Source organism: Janthinobacterium lividum (genome assembly GCF_034424625.1).
Taxonomy (GTDB): domain Bacteria; phylum Pseudomonadota; class Gammaproteobacteria; order Burkholderiales; family Burkholderiaceae_D; genus Janthinobacterium; species Janthinobacterium lividum.
Genome location: NZ_CP139976.1, coordinates 1,145,325 through 1,160,882 on the forward strand (window position 1 = coordinate 1,145,325; position 15,558 = coordinate 1,160,882).

Below are 15,558 nucleotides of genomic sequence, written 5' to 3' on the forward strand. Positions count from 1 at the left end.
GCTCCTGTTAACGCGGATGCTTGCATCCCGAACAAAGACAAGAGCCATGACTACCCTTATCTCTACCCAAGCTTTACAGCTGGATACCCACGACGGTTTCCTCTTCAACGAACTCGCCTTTACCTTGCGCCAGGGCGACCGCATCGGCCTGATCGGCCACAATGGCTGCGGCAAATCCACCTTGCTGGGATTGCTCAGCGGCACGCGGGAAGCCACTGCCGGCACCATCCACTATGCTCGTGCCTGCCGCTTGCAGCACGTGGAGCAGCACTTGCCGGCGGAACTTGCCAAGCTGAGCCTGTACGACGCCTTGCTGGCGCCCGTGCTGGAGCAGCCGGAACTGCATTGGCGGGTCGACAGCCTGCTGGCTGAACTGGGTTTTGACCAAGAAACGGCGCAAGTGCCCGTGCATTCCCTGTCCGGCGGCCAGCACACGCGGCTGCTGCTGGGGCGTGCCCTGCTGCAGGAGCCGAACGTGCTGCTGCTGGACGAACCGAGCAATCACCTGGACTTGCCATCGCTGCTGTGGTTGGAGCAATTCCTGCTGGCCTGGCGCGGCGCTTTCATCCTCGTCTCGCACGACCAGCGCCTGCTCGACAACGTGGCGACGCGCAGCTGGATCTTGCGCGATAGCCGCCTGTACGATTTCGACTTGCCGTGCGGCCCCGCGCTGGCGGCGCTGGCCGAAGCGGACGTAGCCGCTGCCGCCCGCCATGCGGCCGAGCAGAAGGAAATCGACCGCCTGTCGGCCAGCAGTGCCCGCCTGGCCCTGTGGGGCCGCACCTATGACAATGAAGACCTGGCACGCAAGGCCAAGACCATGCAGCGGCGCATCGACAAGCTGAAGGATGTGCAATCGTTCGTCAGCGACGGCGCGCCCTGGCGCTTGAGTCTGCGCGGCAAGGCGCTGGCGGCCGACCAGCTGCTGGCGCTCGACGGGTTGGATGTGCGCGCCGTGCCCGCGTCTCCCGTGCTGTTCCAGGTCGGCCAGCTGTGGCTGAAACCGGGCGACCGGGTCGCCTTGCTGGGCGCCAATGGCAGCGGCAAGTCGTCGCTGCTGCGCCTGTGCTGGCAAGCGATCCAGGCACAGGAGGAGCGCAGCGACTTGCGCTATCACAAGGCGGCGAACATCGGCTATTACGACCAGTCGCTCAAACAACTGGCCGATACGGCCGACCTGTCCGACGCCCTGTACCCGTTTGCCGTGCAAAACGAAGCTGCGCGCAGCCAGGTGGCGCGCAAGCAGGCGCTGATCGCGGCCGGTTTCCCGTATGCGCGCCATGGCCAGACGGTGGGAACGTTGAGCGGCGGTGAGCGGGCGCGGCTGCTGTTCCTGGGGCTGTCGCTGGCCAGCTACCACTTGCTGCTGCTGGACGAGCCCAGCAATCACCTGGACATGCAGGGCAAGGCGGAACTGGGGCAAGCGCTGCAGGGATTTGCGGGCGGCTGCCTGCTGGTGTCGCACGACCGCGACCTGATCGAGACGGCCTGCAACCGCTACTGGGTGGTGGCCGATGGCGGGCTGGAAGAGTGGCCGGATGCGGCCGGCGCGTATGCACGGCTGAGTCTTGAGGATGGGCAGGCTCCGCCGTCCCCGGCGCGAATGGAAACGGCTGCGCTGGCGCTAGCGCACAGTGACGTGGATCAACAGCTGGAACGCTTGTGCGAACTGGAGCAATTGCTGGCGCAAGACCTGGCGAGAAAACCGCGCCACCAGAAGCCGGCCAGCCAGCAGGCGTGGCTGGCGGAACTGGAGCGCTTGAATCAAGTGCTGGGGATAACGTCGTAGTTACCCACAGGTGAAATGGCGGACCAGCTGGTCCGCCATTTTTTTAACTCCCGGTCGCCACGGGCCGCGCCGGATCGGCGCACCATTCGCTCCACGAGCCCGGATACAGGGCTGCGCCAGGCAAACCCGCCACTTCCATTGCCAGCAAGTTGTGGCAAGCCGTCACGCCGGAACCGCATTGCAGGATGGCCGCTTGCGGTGCATCAAACAATGCGCTGAAATCGCGTCGTAGTTCCTCGGCGCCCTTGAAACGGCCGTCCGCTTGCAGATTGTCCTTGAAGAAACGGTTTTTCGCGCCGGGGATATGGCCGCCCACGGGGTCGATGGTTTCGTTTTCGCCGCGATAACGGTCGGGCGCGCGCGCGTCGATCACCGTCAACGCCTGGGTTTCCAGGTTGGCAACGACGTCCTGCACGCTGGCCGTGCGCGTCAGGCTGGCTTTTTCCGTCAGGTTGCCGGCAGGGCGGGGCGCCACCGGTGTGACCAGCGGCAAGCCTTGCGCCTGCCAGCCGGCCAGGCCACCGTCGAGCACGGCCACGGCTGGATGGCCAACCCAGCGCAGCAGCCACCACAAACGGGCGGCGAACATGCCGCCCTGGCCGTCGTAGGCGACCACTTGCGTGTCGTCATTGATGCCCCAGCCGCGCAGGGTGGCCAGCAGGGCGTTGCGGTCGGGCAGCGGATGGCGTCCCGTAAAGTCCGCGCCGCGTGCCGTCTTGGGGCCGGACAGGGCCGTGTCGATATCGGCGAACTGGGCGTTCTGGATGTGGCCGGCGGCAAACGCATCGCTGCCGGCCCTCGGGTTGAGCAAGTCGTGGCGGCAATCGAGGATGACCCAGTTGCTGTCATTCAGGTGGCTGGACAAATCATTGCTGTTGATCAAGGTCGTATACAAGGTCATGACTCCTTACACTTCGCTGGCGATGGGATCCGTGCGCGCGATCGCCGCGCCACGGGCCGTGTTGCGGGTATTGTAATAGGTTGCCGCGATGCCGGAAGCGAGAATGATGGCGATGCCGGCCCAGCCATGCCAGTCGAACAGGTCGCCAAAGATCACCACGCCCCAGAAGCTGGAAAAGACGATGCCCGTGTATTGCAGGTTTGCAACCACGAGGGTCTTGCCCAGGCGATAGGCGCGCGTCATGGCCATCTGCGCCATGGTGGCGCACAAGCCGATGGCGGCCAGCAAGCCGATGCCGTAGGCGCTCGTGTGCGCATGCCAGACGACGGGGCCGCCGCCGGCGCTGGCCACGTGGCCGATCACGCCAGCGAGGAAATTGACGACCGAGAAATAGAACACGACCCGGTATTCGGGCTCGCCCAGCAAGCCCAGCTTGCGCACCTGCAAGTAGGCGAGGGCCGACAGCATGCCGGAAATCAAGGCCGTGATGGCGCCAGCCGCCTGGTCCGTCTCGAACACGGGCTGCAGCAGCAGGGTCACGCCGACAAAGCTCATGGCGATGGCCGCCACCAGCGGCCATTCGACCTGCTGCATGCCCTTGAACCAGCCGCCGGCCAGCAGGATCACGGCGATCCAGATGGGCGCCATGTAATTCAGGGTCATGGCCGTGGCCAGCGGCAGGATGGCGATGGCATAAAACCACAACCACAGGGCGATCACGCCCACCACGCCGCGCCACAGATGCTGGCCCGGCATCGTGGTTTTAAAACTGCCGCCCTGGTACAGAATCGTGCAGCTCATGACGATCATGCCGATGATGCCGCGGTACATGACGATTTCGGAGGTCGAATACAGATCCGACGCCAGTTTCACGCACACGCCCATGATGGCAAACATAAAGCTGGCAAACAGCATCCATAAAGATTGCATGAGTAAATCCTGACCATGAAAATGAAAAAGGGCCGCGCAATGCGACCCTTGAGGAACTACAGTTCGATATTGTTGCGATACCACTCGTGGAAATGCTGCATGCCATCTTCCATGGGCGATTGATAAGGGCCCACTTCGTTCACGCCGCGCTGCATCAGAACCTTGCGGCCCGCATCCATGCGCTGGGCGATTTCATCGTCCTCGACACAGGTTTCCATGTAGGCAGCCCGTTCCGCTTCGACGAAGTCGCGCTCGAACAGCACGATTTCTTCCGGGTAATAGAACTCTACCACGTTGCGCGTTTTTTGCGGACCGTCGGGCCACAGGGTCGAGACGACCAGCACGTGCGGATACCATTCGACCATGATGTTCGGATACAGGGTCAGCCAGATGGCGCCATACGGCGGCGCTTCGCCGCCGCGGAATTGCAGCACCTGCTCCTGCCATTTCTTGTAGGCAGGCGAGCCGGCTTGCTGCAAGCCGCGGTGCACGCCCACCGTTTGCACGCTGTAATCCTTGCCGAATTCCCAGCGCAGGTCGTCGCAGCTGACGAAGCTGCCCAGGCCCGGGTGGAACGGTTCCACGTGATAGTCTTCCAGATAGACTTCGATGAAGGTCTTCCAGTTGTAGTCGCACTCGTGGATTTCCACGTGGTCGAACATATAGCCGGAGAAATCGAGGTCTTTCGAGACGGACAAATCTTTCAATTTTTCCATCACGTTGTAGCCATTTTGCTCGAACAGCAAGCCATTCCAGCTTTGCAGCGGCGTTTTCGACAGGTTCAGGCACGGCGTCTCGGGGAAATGCGGCGCGCCGATCAATTCACCCTTGAGGTCGTAGGTCCAGCGATGCAGCGGGCAGACGATATGATTCGCATTGCCGCGGCCATTGAACATCAGCGCCTGCCGGTGACGGCACACGTTGGACAGCACTTCGATGCCATTGGCGTTGCGCACGAGCATGCGCCCTTCGTTCTCAGACGCCAGGGTCGCAAAATCGCCGGTTTCCGGCACCATCAGCTCATGCCCGACATAGCGCGGGCCGGCTTGGAACAATTGCTGCATTTCACGCTGCAACAGCGTTTCGTCAAAATAGACGTGGACCGGAAGTTGCGCGTTTGAACGCGCCAGCTTGGCGTGAGTAGCCAGATCGGACATCCCAACCCCCCATAAATGTACAACGGTCAGCAGTGCCCCAGGCCATTCCCTGGGCAACCGCTACAGAGAGAAAGAATCCGCAAAGACCTGAATTCAAATTTGTTGAAACGGTATTTCGGACAGAACCGGCGATTATAGCGCGGATCGGCCTCGGCATTATCAAACTCCCCCGCGAAATAGCCTATTAATGAGAAACATTGTCATTTGGCGCGCAATTTTCGGCAGAGAGGGGGGATTCGGCTAAAATTCACTGACAAGCTGGCAACGCTATTGACTTTGAGCGCGCCGATTGCGCTTTAGTTTTCACTTAATAGTGTGGTTTGTTCTAAAATAACGCTTCTATGCTGGCCGGGAATCCCCGGCGTCTCCCTACAAGCCCCTCGTGCCACGAAGAGATCTGAGTCTATGTCGAAGAAATTAACTGCCGCTGCCGCAGCGCCGGCCTCGTTTGAAGAGGCAATGGCGGAACTGGCGCAGCTGGTAACGCAAATGGAAGCGGGCCAGTTGCCGCTGGAAGCATCGGTCGCGGCGTATCAGCGCGGCTCGGAACTGGTCAAGTATTGCGCAAGCCAGCTCGACAGCGTCGAAGCGCAGGTGAAAGTACTCGAAGGCGACATGTTGAAACCGTTCGTGGATGCCGGCGAGGCCGCCCAATGATGGCCAGCATGCAACAAGATGGCGTGACCTTCGGCGACTGGATGCAAGCCACCCAGTCCGGCGTGGAAGCCCGGCTCGACCAGTTCCTGCCGGCGGCCGATACCGTGCCGCACAAGCTGCACGCTGCCATGCGCTATGCGCTGCTGGGCGGCGGCAAGCGCGTGCGCCCGCTGCTGGTGATGGCGGCTGGCGAACTGTTTGATGCCGATCAAGATACCCTCGCCCGTGCTGCTTGCGCGCTGGAAATGATTCACGTGTATTCGCTCGTGCATGACGACATGCCGTGCATGGATGACGATGCCTTGCGCCGTGGCAAGCCCACCGTGCACATCGCCTACGATGAAGCGACGGCCCTGCTGGTCGGCGACGCGTTGCAATCGCAAGCGTTCATGCTGCTGGCCGATGGCGCTGCCATTCCTCCGGCGCGGCAAATGGCGATGATCAAGCTGCTGGCGCACGCCTCCGGTTCGGCCGGCATGTGCGGCGGCCAGGCGATCGACCTCGATAGCGTCGGCCTGGCCTTGACCTTGCCGCAGCTGGAACAGATGCATCAACTGAAAACGGGCGCCTTGCTGCGCGCGGCCGTGATTCTCGGCGCGCTGGCCGGCAAGGACTTGACGGCGAACGAGATGACGGCGCTGAACGCGTATGCGCGCGCCGTCGGACTGGCGTTCCAGGTGGTCGACGATGTGCTCGACGCAACGGCTGATTCGGCCACCCTGGGCAAGACGGCAGGCAAGGATGCGGCCGCCAACAAGCCCACTTACGTATCGATACTGGGGCTGGAACCATCGCGAGCCCTGGCAGAACAATTGCGGTGCGACGCCCATGCGGCGCTGGCGCCATTCGGGGACAAGGCACGCCGTTTGCGCGAGCTGGCGGACCTGGTCGTGCAGCGGAAGGCATAAATGAAACTGTTAGAAACCATCAATGAACCAGCGCAAGTGCGCAAGCTGGCCCGCTCGCAACTGGTGCCGCTGGCCCAGGAACTGCGCAGCTTCCTGCTCGACTCCGTTTCCAAGACGGGGGGCCACTTGTCGTCCAACCTGGGCACGGTCGAGCTGACTGTCGCGCTGCATTACGTGTTCAACACGCCGCACGACCGCATCGTGTGGGACGTGGGCCACCAGACCTATTCGCACAAGATCCTCACGGGCCGCCGCGAGCGCATGCATACCCTGCGCCAGAAGGATGGCATTTCCGGCTTCCCGAAGCGCGACGAAAGCGAATACGACACCTTCGGCACGGCGCACTCGTCGACGTCGATCTCGGCCGCGCTGGGCATGGCGCAGGCCGCCAAGATCAAGGGCGACCCGCTGCATGCGATCGCCGTGATCGGCGACGGCTCGATGACGGCCGGCATGGCTTTCGAGGCGATGAACAATGCGGGCGTGCAGGAAGACGTCAACTTGCTGGTGATCCTGAACGACAACGACATGTCGATCTCGCCGCCCGTGGGCGCCCTGAACCGCCACCTGGCGCGCCTGATGTCGGGCCAGTTCTATGCGGCAGCGAAAAATGTCGGCAAGTCCGTCTTGCCCGGCCCCGTGCTGGAACTGGCGAAGCGCTTTGAAGAGCACGCCAAAGGCATGGTCGTGCCCGCCACCATGTTCGAAGAGTTCGGTTTTAACTATATCGGTCCCATCGACGGCCACGACCTCGATTCGCTGATCCCGACCTTGCAAAATATCAAGCAATTGAAGGGCCCGCAATTCCTGCACGTGGTCACCAAGAAGGGGCAAGGCTACAAGCTGGCCGAGGCGGAGCCGATCCTGTATCACGGCACGCCGAAGTTCAATCCGCTGGAAGGCATCAAGCCGGCCACGGCGCCGGGCAAGATGACGTACACGGAAGTGTTCGGCAACTGGCTGTGCGACATGGCCGCCCACGACAAGCGCCTGGTGGGCATCACGCCGGCCATGCGCGAAGGTTCGGGCATGGTCAAGTTCGAACAGCAATATCCGAACCGTTACTTTGACGTCGGCATTGCCGAGCAGCATTCCGTGACGTTTGGCGCGGGCCTGGCCTGCGAAGGCCTCAAACCCGTCGTGGCCATCTATTCGACCTTCCTGCAGCGCGCCTATGACCAGCTGATCCACGACGTGGCCCTGCAAAACCTGGACGTGACGTTCGCGCTGGACCGCGCCGGCCTGGTGGGCGCCGACGGCGCCACGCACGCGGGCAATTACGACATGGCATTCCTGCGCTGCATCCCGAACATGGTCATCATGGCCGCGTCCGACGAAAACGAATGCCGGCAAATGCTGACGACGGGCTACCATTATCCTGGCCCGGCCGCGATCCGCTATCCGCGCGGCGCCGGCGCTGGCGTGGTCATCGTGCCGGAACTGACGAGCATTGAAATCGGCAAGGGCGAGATCAAGCGCCAGGGCAAGCGCATCGCCATCCTGGCCTTCGGTTCCATGGTGGCGCCTAGCGTGGCGGCGGGCGAGAAGCTCGACGCGACGGTGGCGAACATGCGCTTCGTCAAGCCGCTCGACGTGGCACTGGTGAAACAGCTGGCCGCCGACCACGATTACCTGGTGACGGTGGAAGAGGGCTGCATCATGGGCGGCGCCGGCTCGGCCGTGGCCGAGGCCCTGGCCGCCGAGGGCATCGTCAAGCCGATCCTGATGCTGGGCTTGCCCGACACCTTCATCGACCATGGCGACCCCGTGCAACTGCTGAAAAGCGTGGGCCTGGACGCCGTCGGCATCGCCGCGTCGATCGAGCAGCGCTTTGGCGGCACGCAGCCGCCGCGCCTGGCAGCTGTCAGCTAAGCTGGCTTGCATACGGAAAAGCGACATCGCGGTGTCGCTTTTTTTTCGCCCGCAGTCCATTTACGCTGCACTGCAACATTTTTCACCGGGGAATGCTACGATGACGCTTTGATACCCTTTCAAAGCCGATCTTGCATTTCAGGAAACTTCACCGCCGTTCGCGCGCGCTGGCCAGCCGCTGGCTGACGGGCATGCACGCCTATACCGATACCCTGGCGCAGCGCCGCCCCCTGTGGATGGTCAGCCTGGCCATCGATGAAACGAACCTGTCCGAGGGCTTGCGGGCCGCCTGCGCTTCGAGCGCCATGCTGCTGCTGGGCCTGCTGTTTGACCACCCCGATTTTTCCTGGGCCGCTATCGGCGCCTTCTGGACTTGCCTGGCCGACGCGGCGGGCACGCGGCGCATGCGCTTTGTCTCGATGGTGGGCTTCGGCTTGCTGTCGACCGTGGCCGGCGGCCTGACGGCGCTGGCGGCCGGCCATGGCCTGGCGGCGGCCGCCATCGCCGTGCTGCTGTTTTCCTGGGCCGGCGCGCTGGCGCGCATCTGGGGCGCGGCCACGGCGCAGGTGGCCATCCTGGCCGCCACGGCGTGCGTGGTGATGGTCACGCATCCGCTGGAATCGATGACGCAGACGGCGCCTTTCCTGGGCCTGTACATGTTCGGCTGCCTGTTCGCCACCGTGCTCAGTTTTACCATCTGGCGCATCCACCCGTTCAGCCCTGCCAGGCGCGCCATTCGCGCCGCGTATTCGCGCCTGGCCGGCATCGCGCGCGACAATGCGCGCTTTCTCGAACATGATGCCGCGCAGGCGGACGCGGCAGCGCATGGCGCCAGCTACCGTTCGCAGGCCCGCGCCGCGCTGGAAGCGGCGCGGGTGGCGCTGGCCGCCGTGCCGCCCGCGCGCGCGGGCCGCAGCGCCCTGTACGACAACCTGCTGCTGGCGCTCAGCGACGCCGAGCGCATCTTCGCCTATCTGATCGCCGTCACGCATACGTGCGAGCGCGAGCAGCAGCGCCTGCGCCAGGACCCGCGCGCGCGGCGCAGCCTGGAAGTGATGGCCGTGCTGCTGCGCCGCCTGGGGCAAGCCGTGCAGCGCCAGCCGGAAACGCCGCCGCTGGCCTTGCAGCGCCGCCTGGCCGGCTGCGGACGGCGCCTGGAAGCGGCGCTGGGCGCCTTGCTGCCGCTGCGCCTGAACGTGGACTTCATGGAGCTGGGCTTGCCGCGCGCGGCGCAGCTGCCGTGGCGCGAAGCGGCCTTCCTGGCGCTGGGGCAGGCGTGGCAGACGGCAAAAGTCAATGCCACGCCGCAGTCGCTGAGCTGGCGCCATGCGGCGCGCGTGTCGCTGGCGACGACGGCCGGCTTCCTGCTGGTCGAGGCCTTGCATATTCCGTTCGGCTACTGGGCCACCATGGCGACCTTGCTGATACTGCAGCCGTCCGTGTCGACCACCTGGCCGCGCGGCATCGAGCGGGTCGCGGGCAGCGTGCTGGGCGCCGTGCTGGCCGTGCTGATCGGCCTGGTCATTTACACGCCGCTGGGCATCTCGCTGGTGGTGTTTCCCCTGATCGTCGCCACCATGGCCTTGCGCCGCGTTAGCTACAGCCTGCACGTGCTGTTCATGACGCCGGCCTTCGTGCTGGTGGCCGATTATGCGGCGCCGGCCAGCGAGATGGTGTATGCGATGAGCCGCCTGGGCAACAATGTGCTGGGCTGCGTGCTGGCCCTGCTGGCCACGTTTTTCCTGTGGCCGGACCGCGAGGCGGACGACCTGGACCAGCGCCTGGCGAAAGCCGTGTCGGCCAACCTGAAATACCTGCTGGCCGTGCTGGCGGCGGGTGGACGCTGGGATAGCGCCATCGCGCGCCTGCGCCGCGAGGCGGGACTGGCCAGCAATAACGCGGAACAGGTCTTGCAGCGCTTGCGTATCGAGCGCCGCCTGGACCGCAGTAGCGGCGTGGGTCTGGCGGCGCTGCGCACCCTGCCGTTGCTGCGCCGCGTGGCGGGCAGCACGGCGCGCATCAGTCTGAGTCCCCAGGCCGAGCCGGCGCCGCCCGAATTGCAACGGTGGATTGCCGCCGTCAGCGGGGAAATCGATGCCTTGCTGCGTGGTGAAGCCGATGCCAGCGCGCCTGCTCCGTGCATTGCCGAGGGATTGACGGCCCTGCAGGCCGATGCCGTGGCCCAGGTGCAGCTGCTGCGCGGCTTGCTGCGCGAGCATGTGCAGGCGCTGGCTGGCGGCGCGCGGTGACGCCATCGTGCTGACGCGTTTTTTCGGCGTCGTGTAGCCGCTCGGCCGGCTGCGCCCGCAACCGGCCTTTACTGATTGCGGCGCCAATATTGTATAGACGTTTGGCGCCTCCCAATCTCTCCAAATTCCACATTTCATGGGCTGTCCCGATATATTTTCCAAACTGGAAATTTATCGAAAGGAAACGTTGACTCTAAAATAAGTGCGGTCTATATTCGATTTTGTAGCAAGCAAAGATGAAATTTCTTACGACTGGTCTGACGCGATTGCCTGGTGCAATAGCTCACATGGAGAGTAGTAAATGAAAAAGATTGCCGCATTTATTTTTACCGTGGGATTGAGTGCTTCCTATGCCATTGCTTCGGATATCGGCTGCTCCAGCTGCGAAGAGGAATTGCGGGAATGCACGATGATGAACGGCGACAGATCCCCCTTTTGCATAGGCAGTTACAAAGCCTGCCTGAAAGTCTGCCAAATCGGCGCCTGATATCCATGTTGCATTGCGAGGCGGCCGGCAAGCGCACGCTGCGCCGGCCGCCCTCGATCATTGACGCCTCTGACAATACTTATGATGCAGAAAAAAATTAAAACCATCGCCATGTATGGCTTGATCCTGGCCGCCGGCCTGGGCAGCGGGTATGGCCTGTCCTTGTTGCCCGGTTTGCTCAAGCCGAATTACACCGAGGGTAATTACGCCGCATATTTCCCGAATGCCCAGGCGAAGGTGGTGTTGTACGGTACGGATTGGTGCGGCTATTGCGCCAAGACGCGCGCGTATTTCAAGGAAAACAAGATCGAATTCGTCGATCTCGATATCGAGAAATCACCGGAAGCGAGAAAAGCCCATGAAGAACTCGGCGGCGGCGGCGTACCCGTGGTCTTGATCGGCAACCGCAAGATCCAGGGTTTCAATACTGGCGCGCTGGAAGCGGCGCTGAAGAAAATCTGACGTTTCAACTTGTCAACCTGAAAGGCTCACCATGTTCAAAAAGATTGCCGCTTTCCTGTTTGCCGCCGGCGCTGCGCTGTCCTTCAATGTCCATGCCGGCGGCCCTGACTGTACCTTTGTCTGCGAACGCAACCTGCTCGATTGCGTGGAATTCGGCCAGCCGGCCTGCATGGAAAATTATCAGGCTTGTCAGAAGGAATGCCTGCGCCCGCCGCATAACTGACGCGCGGAGGCACTTATGGATGACGCGTAAGGGACGGCGCGCCATGGATGTTGCTCATCGTCTGACATTTCCACAAAGGAGTACCAATGTTTAAAAAACTGGGTTTCTTTTTGTTTGCCATGGGCGTGAGCGCCTCGTATGCCATCGCTGGCGGCGGCGAGCCGGAATGCTACGCGCAGTGCGAGGACGATCTGGCGCAGTGCATGACGGATCATCCGAGGGCGCCAGGCGCTTGCTTCAAGATTCACCAGATGTGCAATAAGAGCTGCGATCCATACTTGCCGTAAATAATGATTGCCGGTCTGCGTCTGCCAGTCTCCTGGCCAGGCCGACCGAATCAACTCATCCGTCCTGCAGTCTCTCATTTCCAAAAAGGAGTGTGTATGTTCAAAAAGCTGGGTTTCTTTTTGTTTGCCATGGGCGTCAGCGCCTCGTATGCGATGGCCAGTAGTACCGCCGACATTTCCGAATGCCAGTCCGAGTGCTATATGGCGCTCGATGCCTGTGTCATGGAGTTCAGTGTTCCTTCATGCGTCCGCGCCAATAAAGTGTGTCTTCAGGCCTGCGGCTGAGTAACACCCTGCCAGCTGGTAAAGCACGGCGATGCGGTTTGACAGGCATCGCCGTTTTTTATGTCATCCCCGCGTGCGGTCATGCCGCCACAGCACGTCGCTGCCGCCGGCAAAGCGGTTGAGTACGCGCGACAGCACGAACAGCAGGTCCGACAGACGGTTCACGTACTGGCGCGGATGTTCGTGGAGGGGTTCCGCATTGGCCAGCGCGACGATGCTGCGTTCGGCGCGGCGGCACACGGTGCGGCACACATGCGCCAGCGAAGCGGCGCGCGAACCGGCCGGCAGGATGAATTCGGAGAGGGCCGGCAAGTCCGCATTGTATTTCGCCAGCAGGTCGTCGAGGCGCAGCACGTGCTCTTCCTTGATCAGCTGGTAGCCGGGGATGCAGATTTCTCCGCCCAGGTCGAACAGGTCGTGCTGGATGGCCACCAGCTCGTCGCGCAAGGCGTCGGGCATGGCTTCGCACAGCAGCAGTCCCAGATTCGAATTGAGTTCGTCCACGTCGCCCATGGCGTGGATGCGGGCGCTGTCCTTGCTGGTGCGGCTGCCGTCGCCCAGGCCGGTGCTGCCATTGTCGCCCGTGCGCGTGGCGATTTTCGAAAGTCGGTTGCCCATGATGTCGATCCTGTAAAGAAGAATGGGGGCAGCATACGACACCGCGCGCCGCCTGGCCCCGGATTTGCGGGCAAATCGGACAAAAAATGCGGCGCGCGCCACTTTTGTGCTTACAATCGTTGCACGCCCATGCCCATTTGCCCTCCATCTTATGCTCAATGCTGCCCCTGAATCCGGATTGACCGCCGCGCGCCAGCAAGCCGTCGTCGCGGCCCTGCTGGCCGTGCTGCCGGCCCGCTGCGTGCTGTCCGACGCGGAAGATACGCGCCCGTATGAATGCGATGGCCTGGCCGCCTACCGCCAGCTGCCGATGGTGGTGACCTTGCCGGACACGGAAGAACAGGTCATCGCCATCCTCGGCGTCTGCCGCGCGTTGAAGGTGCCGATCGTGCCGCGCGGCGCCGGCACGGGCTTGTCGGGCGGCGCCTTGCCGATCGTCGATGGCGTGGTGCTGTCGACGGCGCGTTTGAACCGCATCGTGCGCGTCGATGCCTATGCGCGCACGGCCGTGGTGCAGCCGGGCGTGCGCAACCTGGCCATTTCCGAAGCGGCGGCGCCCCACGCGCTGTATTACGCGCCCGATCCTTCCTCGCAGATCGCCTGCAGCATCGGCGGCAACGTGGCGGAAAACTCGGGCGGCGTGCATTGCCTCAAGTACGGCCTGACCGTGCACAATGTGCTGCGCGTACGCATCGTCACCATCGATGGCGACGTGCTGGAACTGGGCGGCGAATGCCTGGACGCTCCGGGCCTCGACCTGCTGGCCGTCTTCATCGGCTCCGAAGGCATGCTGGGCATCGTCACGGAAGTGACCGTGAAACTGATACCGAAACCGGCCACGGCCAGGGTCATCATGGCATCGTTCGACGACGTCGTCACGGGCGGCAACGCGGTTGCCAACGTGATCGCGGCCGGCATTATTCCGGCCGGGCTGGAAATGATGGACCGGACTTCTTCGCGCATGGTCGAACCATTCGTCAAGGCCGGCTACGACATCGACGCGGCCGCCATTTTGCTGTGCGAAGCGGACGGCACGCACGAGGAAGTGGAAGAGGAAATCGCCCGCATGACGGCCGTGCTGGAAGGGGCGGGCGCCAGCGCCATCGCCGTCTCGCAGTCGGAAGCGGAGCGCATGAAATTCTGGTCTGGCCGCAAGAACGCCTTTCCCGCCGCCGGGCGCATCTCGCCCGACTACTATTGCATGGACGGCACCATCCCGCGCAAGCGCCTGGCGGAAGTGCTGACGGGTATCGCCGGCATGGAAGCGACGCATGGCTTGCGCTGCGCGAACGTGTTCCACGCGGGCGACGGAAATCTGCATCCCCTGATCCTGTTCGACGCCAACATGCCCGGCGAATTCGAACGCGCCGAAGCGTTTGGCGCGGACATCCTGGCCCTGTGCGTGGCCGTGGGCGGCACCATCACGGGCGAACATGGCGTGGGCATGGAAAAGATCAATTCCATGTGCGTGCAGTTTACGCGCGCCGAACTCGATACCTTCTTTGCCGTCAAGCGCGCCTTCGATCCCCATACCTTGCTGAACCCGGACAAGGCGATTCCCACCTTGAACCGCTGCGCCGAATTCGGCAAGATGCATGTGACGGCGGGGCGGCTGCCGTTCGCCAACCTGCCCCGTTTTTAATTTTCCGGAGACCCCTTTGCAAGCGATAGCGGAACAATTCAGGCAGCGGATCCTGGCGGCCAGCGCGGCGGGCAGTCCCTTGCGCCTGCGCGGCGGCGGCACGAAAGACTGGTATGGCCAGCAGTTCGATGGCGAGGTGCTCGATACGCGCGCGTATGCGGGCATCATCGACTATGAACCGACGGAGCTGGTGATCACGGCCCGCTGCGGCACGCCGCTGGCGGAAATCGAGGCGGCGCTGGCCGCGCGCAACCAGATGCTGGCATTCGAGCCGCCGCACTTCGGCCAGGGCGCCACGGTGGGCGGCGTCGTCGCCAGCGCCTTGTCCGGCCCGCGCCGGGCCAGCGCAGGAGCCTTGCGAGACTTTGTGCTGGGCGCAGTGCTGATGGATGGCCATGGCGAGCGCCTGGCGTTTGGCGGGCAAGTCATGAAGAACGTGGCCGGCTACGATGTCTCGCGCCTGCTGGCGGGGTCCCTGGGCACCCTGGGCCTGATCCTGGAAGTGTCGCTGAAAGTGCTGCCCTTGCCGCTGCGCGAAGCGACGTTTCGCGTGGCCTGTGCGGAAATCGCCGCCTTGCGCATGCTCAATGAATGGGCTGGCAAGCCGCTGCCGATATCGGCCAGCTGCTGGCATGACGGCGTGTTGACGGTGCGCCTGTCCGGCGCCGAGGCGGCCGTGTCGGCGGCCCTGCAATCCTTGAAAGGCGAGCTGCTGGCAGCCGATGACGCGGCCGCCTTCTGGCTGTCCGTGCGCGAGCAAACGCACGATTTCTTTACTGGCGCGGGCAGCCTGTGGCGCTTGTCGTTGCCGCCGCACGCCAGCGCCATGATTCTAAAGGGGCGCCAGCTGATCGAGTGGGGTGGGGCGCAGCGCTGGCTGAAGCTCGATGGCGGCGCCGATGCCGATGGCGCACGGCACATCCGCCAGGTCATGGCGGCCGCCGGCGGCCATGCCACCCTGTTCCGCGGCGGCGACAAGGCCGTGGGCGTGTTCCACCCGCTGGCGCCGGCCGTGGCCACCATCCACCAACGCCTGCGGCAGGCTTTCGACCCGGCCGGCATCTTCAACCCGCACAGAATGTATTGAGCGC

Annotated in this window: 16 protein-coding genes; 12 read left to right on the forward strand and 4 right to left on the reverse strand. The window is 63.4% G+C overall.

Annotation, left to right across the window (positions count from 1 at the left end):
- Positions 1-46 precede the first annotated feature (46 nt).
- Positions 47-1,789: an ABC-F family ATP-binding cassette domain-containing protein gene (locus U0004_RS05140; RefSeq protein ID WP_070253797.1), complete on the forward strand. Its 1,743-nt coding sequence runs from the start codon at positions 47-49 to the stop codon at positions 1,787-1,789.
- A gap of 43 nt (positions 1,790-1,832) precedes the next feature.
- On the opposite strand, the gene U0004_RS05145 is transcribed toward U0004_RS05140, so the two are convergent.
- From U0004_RS05145 to U0004_RS05155, 3 genes are read right to left on the reverse strand one after another with little or no spacing between them, the layout of a single operon-like run.
- Positions 1,833-2,684, reverse strand: coding sequence for a sulfurtransferase (locus tag U0004_RS05145; protein WP_070253851.1), 852 nt, complete (start codon positions 2,682-2,684; stop codon positions 1,833-1,835).
- A 12-nt stretch (positions 2,685-2,696) separates the two neighbouring features.
- A complete protein-coding gene (locus U0004_RS05150; RefSeq protein ID WP_070253796.1) occupies positions 2,697-3,620 on the reverse strand; it encodes a DMT family transporter in 924 nt (307 codons plus the stop codon).
- A 56-nt stretch (positions 3,621-3,676) separates the two neighbouring features.
- Entirely contained in the window at positions 3,677-4,777 is a 1,101-nt protein-coding gene (locus U0004_RS05155) for an aromatic ring-hydroxylating oxygenase subunit alpha (protein WP_070253795.1), read from the reverse strand.
- A gap of 405 nt (positions 4,778-5,182) precedes the next feature.
- Here U0004_RS05155 and U0004_RS05160 point away from each other — a divergent pair, with 405 nt between their 5' ends.
- The 9 genes from U0004_RS05160 to U0004_RS05200 all read left to right on the forward strand — a co-directional run bounded on the left by U0004_RS05160 (position 5,183) and on the right by U0004_RS05200 (position 12,207).
- Positions 5,183-5,434, forward strand: coding sequence for an exodeoxyribonuclease VII small subunit (locus tag U0004_RS05160; RefSeq protein ID WP_034784821.1), 252 nt, complete (start codon positions 5,183-5,185; stop codon positions 5,432-5,434).
- A gap of 8 nt (positions 5,435-5,442) precedes the next feature.
- Entirely contained in the window at positions 5,443-6,342 is a 900-nt protein-coding gene (locus U0004_RS05165) for a polyprenyl synthetase family protein (protein WP_070253850.1), read from the forward strand.
- A complete protein-coding gene (gene dxs / locus U0004_RS05170; RefSeq protein WP_070253794.1) occupies positions 6,343-8,214 on the forward strand; it encodes a 1-deoxy-D-xylulose-5-phosphate synthase in 1,872 nt (623 codons plus the stop codon).
- Positions 8,215-8,345: 131 nt separating this feature from the next.
- The gene (locus U0004_RS05175) at positions 8,346-10,463 is read left to right on the forward strand and encodes an FUSC family protein (RefSeq protein ID WP_327076250.1); all 2,118 of its coding nucleotides are present in this window, start codon (positions 8,346-8,348) and stop codon (positions 10,461-10,463) included.
- Positions 10,464-10,764: 301 nt separating this feature from the next.
- The gene (locus tag U0004_RS05180) at positions 10,765-10,950 is read left to right on the forward strand and encodes a hypothetical protein (protein WP_034784824.1); all 186 of its coding nucleotides are present in this window, start codon (positions 10,765-10,767) and stop codon (positions 10,948-10,950) included.
- An 81-nt stretch (positions 10,951-11,031) separates the two neighbouring features.
- Positions 11,032-11,412 carry a glutaredoxin family protein gene (locus tag U0004_RS05185; RefSeq protein ID WP_034784825.1) on the forward strand — a complete coding sequence of 127 codons (381 nt, stop codon included), beginning with the start codon at positions 11,032-11,034 and terminating at the stop codon, positions 11,410-11,412.
- Between the two features lie 31 nt (positions 11,413-11,443).
- Complete coding sequence (locus U0004_RS05190) at positions 11,444-11,635, forward strand: hypothetical protein (RefSeq protein ID WP_070258766.1); 192 nt, start codon at positions 11,444-11,446, stop codon at positions 11,633-11,635.
- 86 nt (positions 11,636-11,721) lie between these two features.
- The gene (locus tag U0004_RS05195; protein WP_070258768.1) at positions 11,722-11,922 is read left to right on the forward strand and encodes a hypothetical protein; all 201 of its coding nucleotides are present in this window, start codon (positions 11,722-11,724) and stop codon (positions 11,920-11,922) included.
- A 96-nt stretch (positions 11,923-12,018) separates the two neighbouring features.
- The gene (locus U0004_RS05200; protein ID WP_034749095.1) at positions 12,019-12,207 is read left to right on the forward strand and encodes a hypothetical protein; all 189 of its coding nucleotides are present in this window, start codon (positions 12,019-12,021) and stop codon (positions 12,205-12,207) included.
- A 63-nt stretch (positions 12,208-12,270) separates the two neighbouring features.
- Here U0004_RS05200 and U0004_RS05205 read toward each other — a convergent pair whose 3' ends face one another.
- Positions 12,271-12,825: a cob(I)yrinic acid a,c-diamide adenosyltransferase gene (locus U0004_RS05205; RefSeq protein WP_034784827.1), complete on the reverse strand. Its 555-nt coding sequence runs from the start codon at positions 12,823-12,825 to the stop codon at positions 12,271-12,273.
- Positions 12,826-12,976: 151 nt separating this feature from the next.
- On the opposite strand from U0004_RS05205, the gene U0004_RS05210 reads away from it, so the two are divergent.
- On the forward strand, positions 12,977-14,467 hold the full coding sequence (locus U0004_RS05210; RefSeq protein WP_070258770.1) for an FAD-linked oxidase C-terminal domain-containing protein: 1,491 nt from the start codon (positions 12,977-12,979) through the stop codon (positions 14,465-14,467).
- A 16-nt stretch (positions 14,468-14,483) separates the two neighbouring features.
- Positions 14,484-15,554, forward strand: a complete 1,071-nt coding sequence (glcE, locus tag U0004_RS05215; protein WP_070258772.1) for a glycolate oxidase subunit GlcE — start codon at positions 14,484-14,486, stop codon at positions 15,552-15,554.
- The last annotated feature ends 4 nt before the right edge of the window (positions 15,555-15,558 follow it).

What these genes read in the sequence shown, in the direction of transcription:
- U0004_RS05140 (WP_070253797.1), top strand. Translation starts at nt 47, where the DNA reads ATGACTACCCTTATCTCTACCCAAGCTTTACAGCTGGATACCCACGAC.
- U0004_RS05150 (WP_070253796.1), bottom strand. Translation starts at nt 3,620, where the DNA reads ATGCAATCTTTATGGATGCTGTTTGCCAGCTTTATGTTTGCCATCATG.
- U0004_RS05155 (WP_070253795.1), bottom strand. Translation starts at nt 4,777, where the DNA reads ATGTCCGATCTGGCTACTCACGCCAAGCTGGCGCGTTCAAACGCGCAA.
- U0004_RS05160 (WP_034784821.1), top strand. Translation starts at nt 5,183, where the DNA reads ATGTCGAAGAAATTAACTGCCGCTGCCGCAGCGCCGGCCTCGTTTGAA.
- U0004_RS05165 (WP_070253850.1), top strand. Translation starts at nt 5,443, where the DNA reads ATGCAACAAGATGGCGTGACCTTCGGCGACTGGATGCAAGCCACCCAG.
- dxs (WP_070253794.1), top strand. Translation starts at nt 6,343, where the DNA reads ATGAAACTGTTAGAAACCATCAATGAACCAGCGCAAGTGCGCAAGCTG.
- U0004_RS05180 (WP_034784824.1), top strand. Translation starts at nt 10,765, where the DNA reads ATGAAAAAGATTGCCGCATTTATTTTTACCGTGGGATTGAGTGCTTCC.
- U0004_RS05185 (WP_034784825.1), top strand. Translation starts at nt 11,032, where the DNA reads ATGATGCAGAAAAAAATTAAAACCATCGCCATGTATGGCTTGATCCTG.
- U0004_RS05190 (WP_070258766.1), top strand. Translation starts at nt 11,444, where the DNA reads ATGTTCAAAAAGATTGCCGCTTTCCTGTTTGCCGCCGGCGCTGCGCTG.
- U0004_RS05195 (WP_070258768.1), top strand. Translation starts at nt 11,722, where the DNA reads ATGTTTAAAAAACTGGGTTTCTTTTTGTTTGCCATGGGCGTGAGCGCC.
- U0004_RS05200 (WP_034749095.1), top strand. Translation starts at nt 12,019, where the DNA reads ATGTTCAAAAAGCTGGGTTTCTTTTTGTTTGCCATGGGCGTCAGCGCC.
- U0004_RS05205 (WP_034784827.1), bottom strand. Translation starts at nt 12,825, where the DNA reads ATGGGCAACCGACTTTCGAAAATCGCCACGCGCACGGGCGACAATGGC.
- U0004_RS05210 (WP_070258770.1), top strand. Translation starts at nt 12,977, where the DNA reads ATGCTCAATGCTGCCCCTGAATCCGGATTGACCGCCGCGCGCCAGCAA.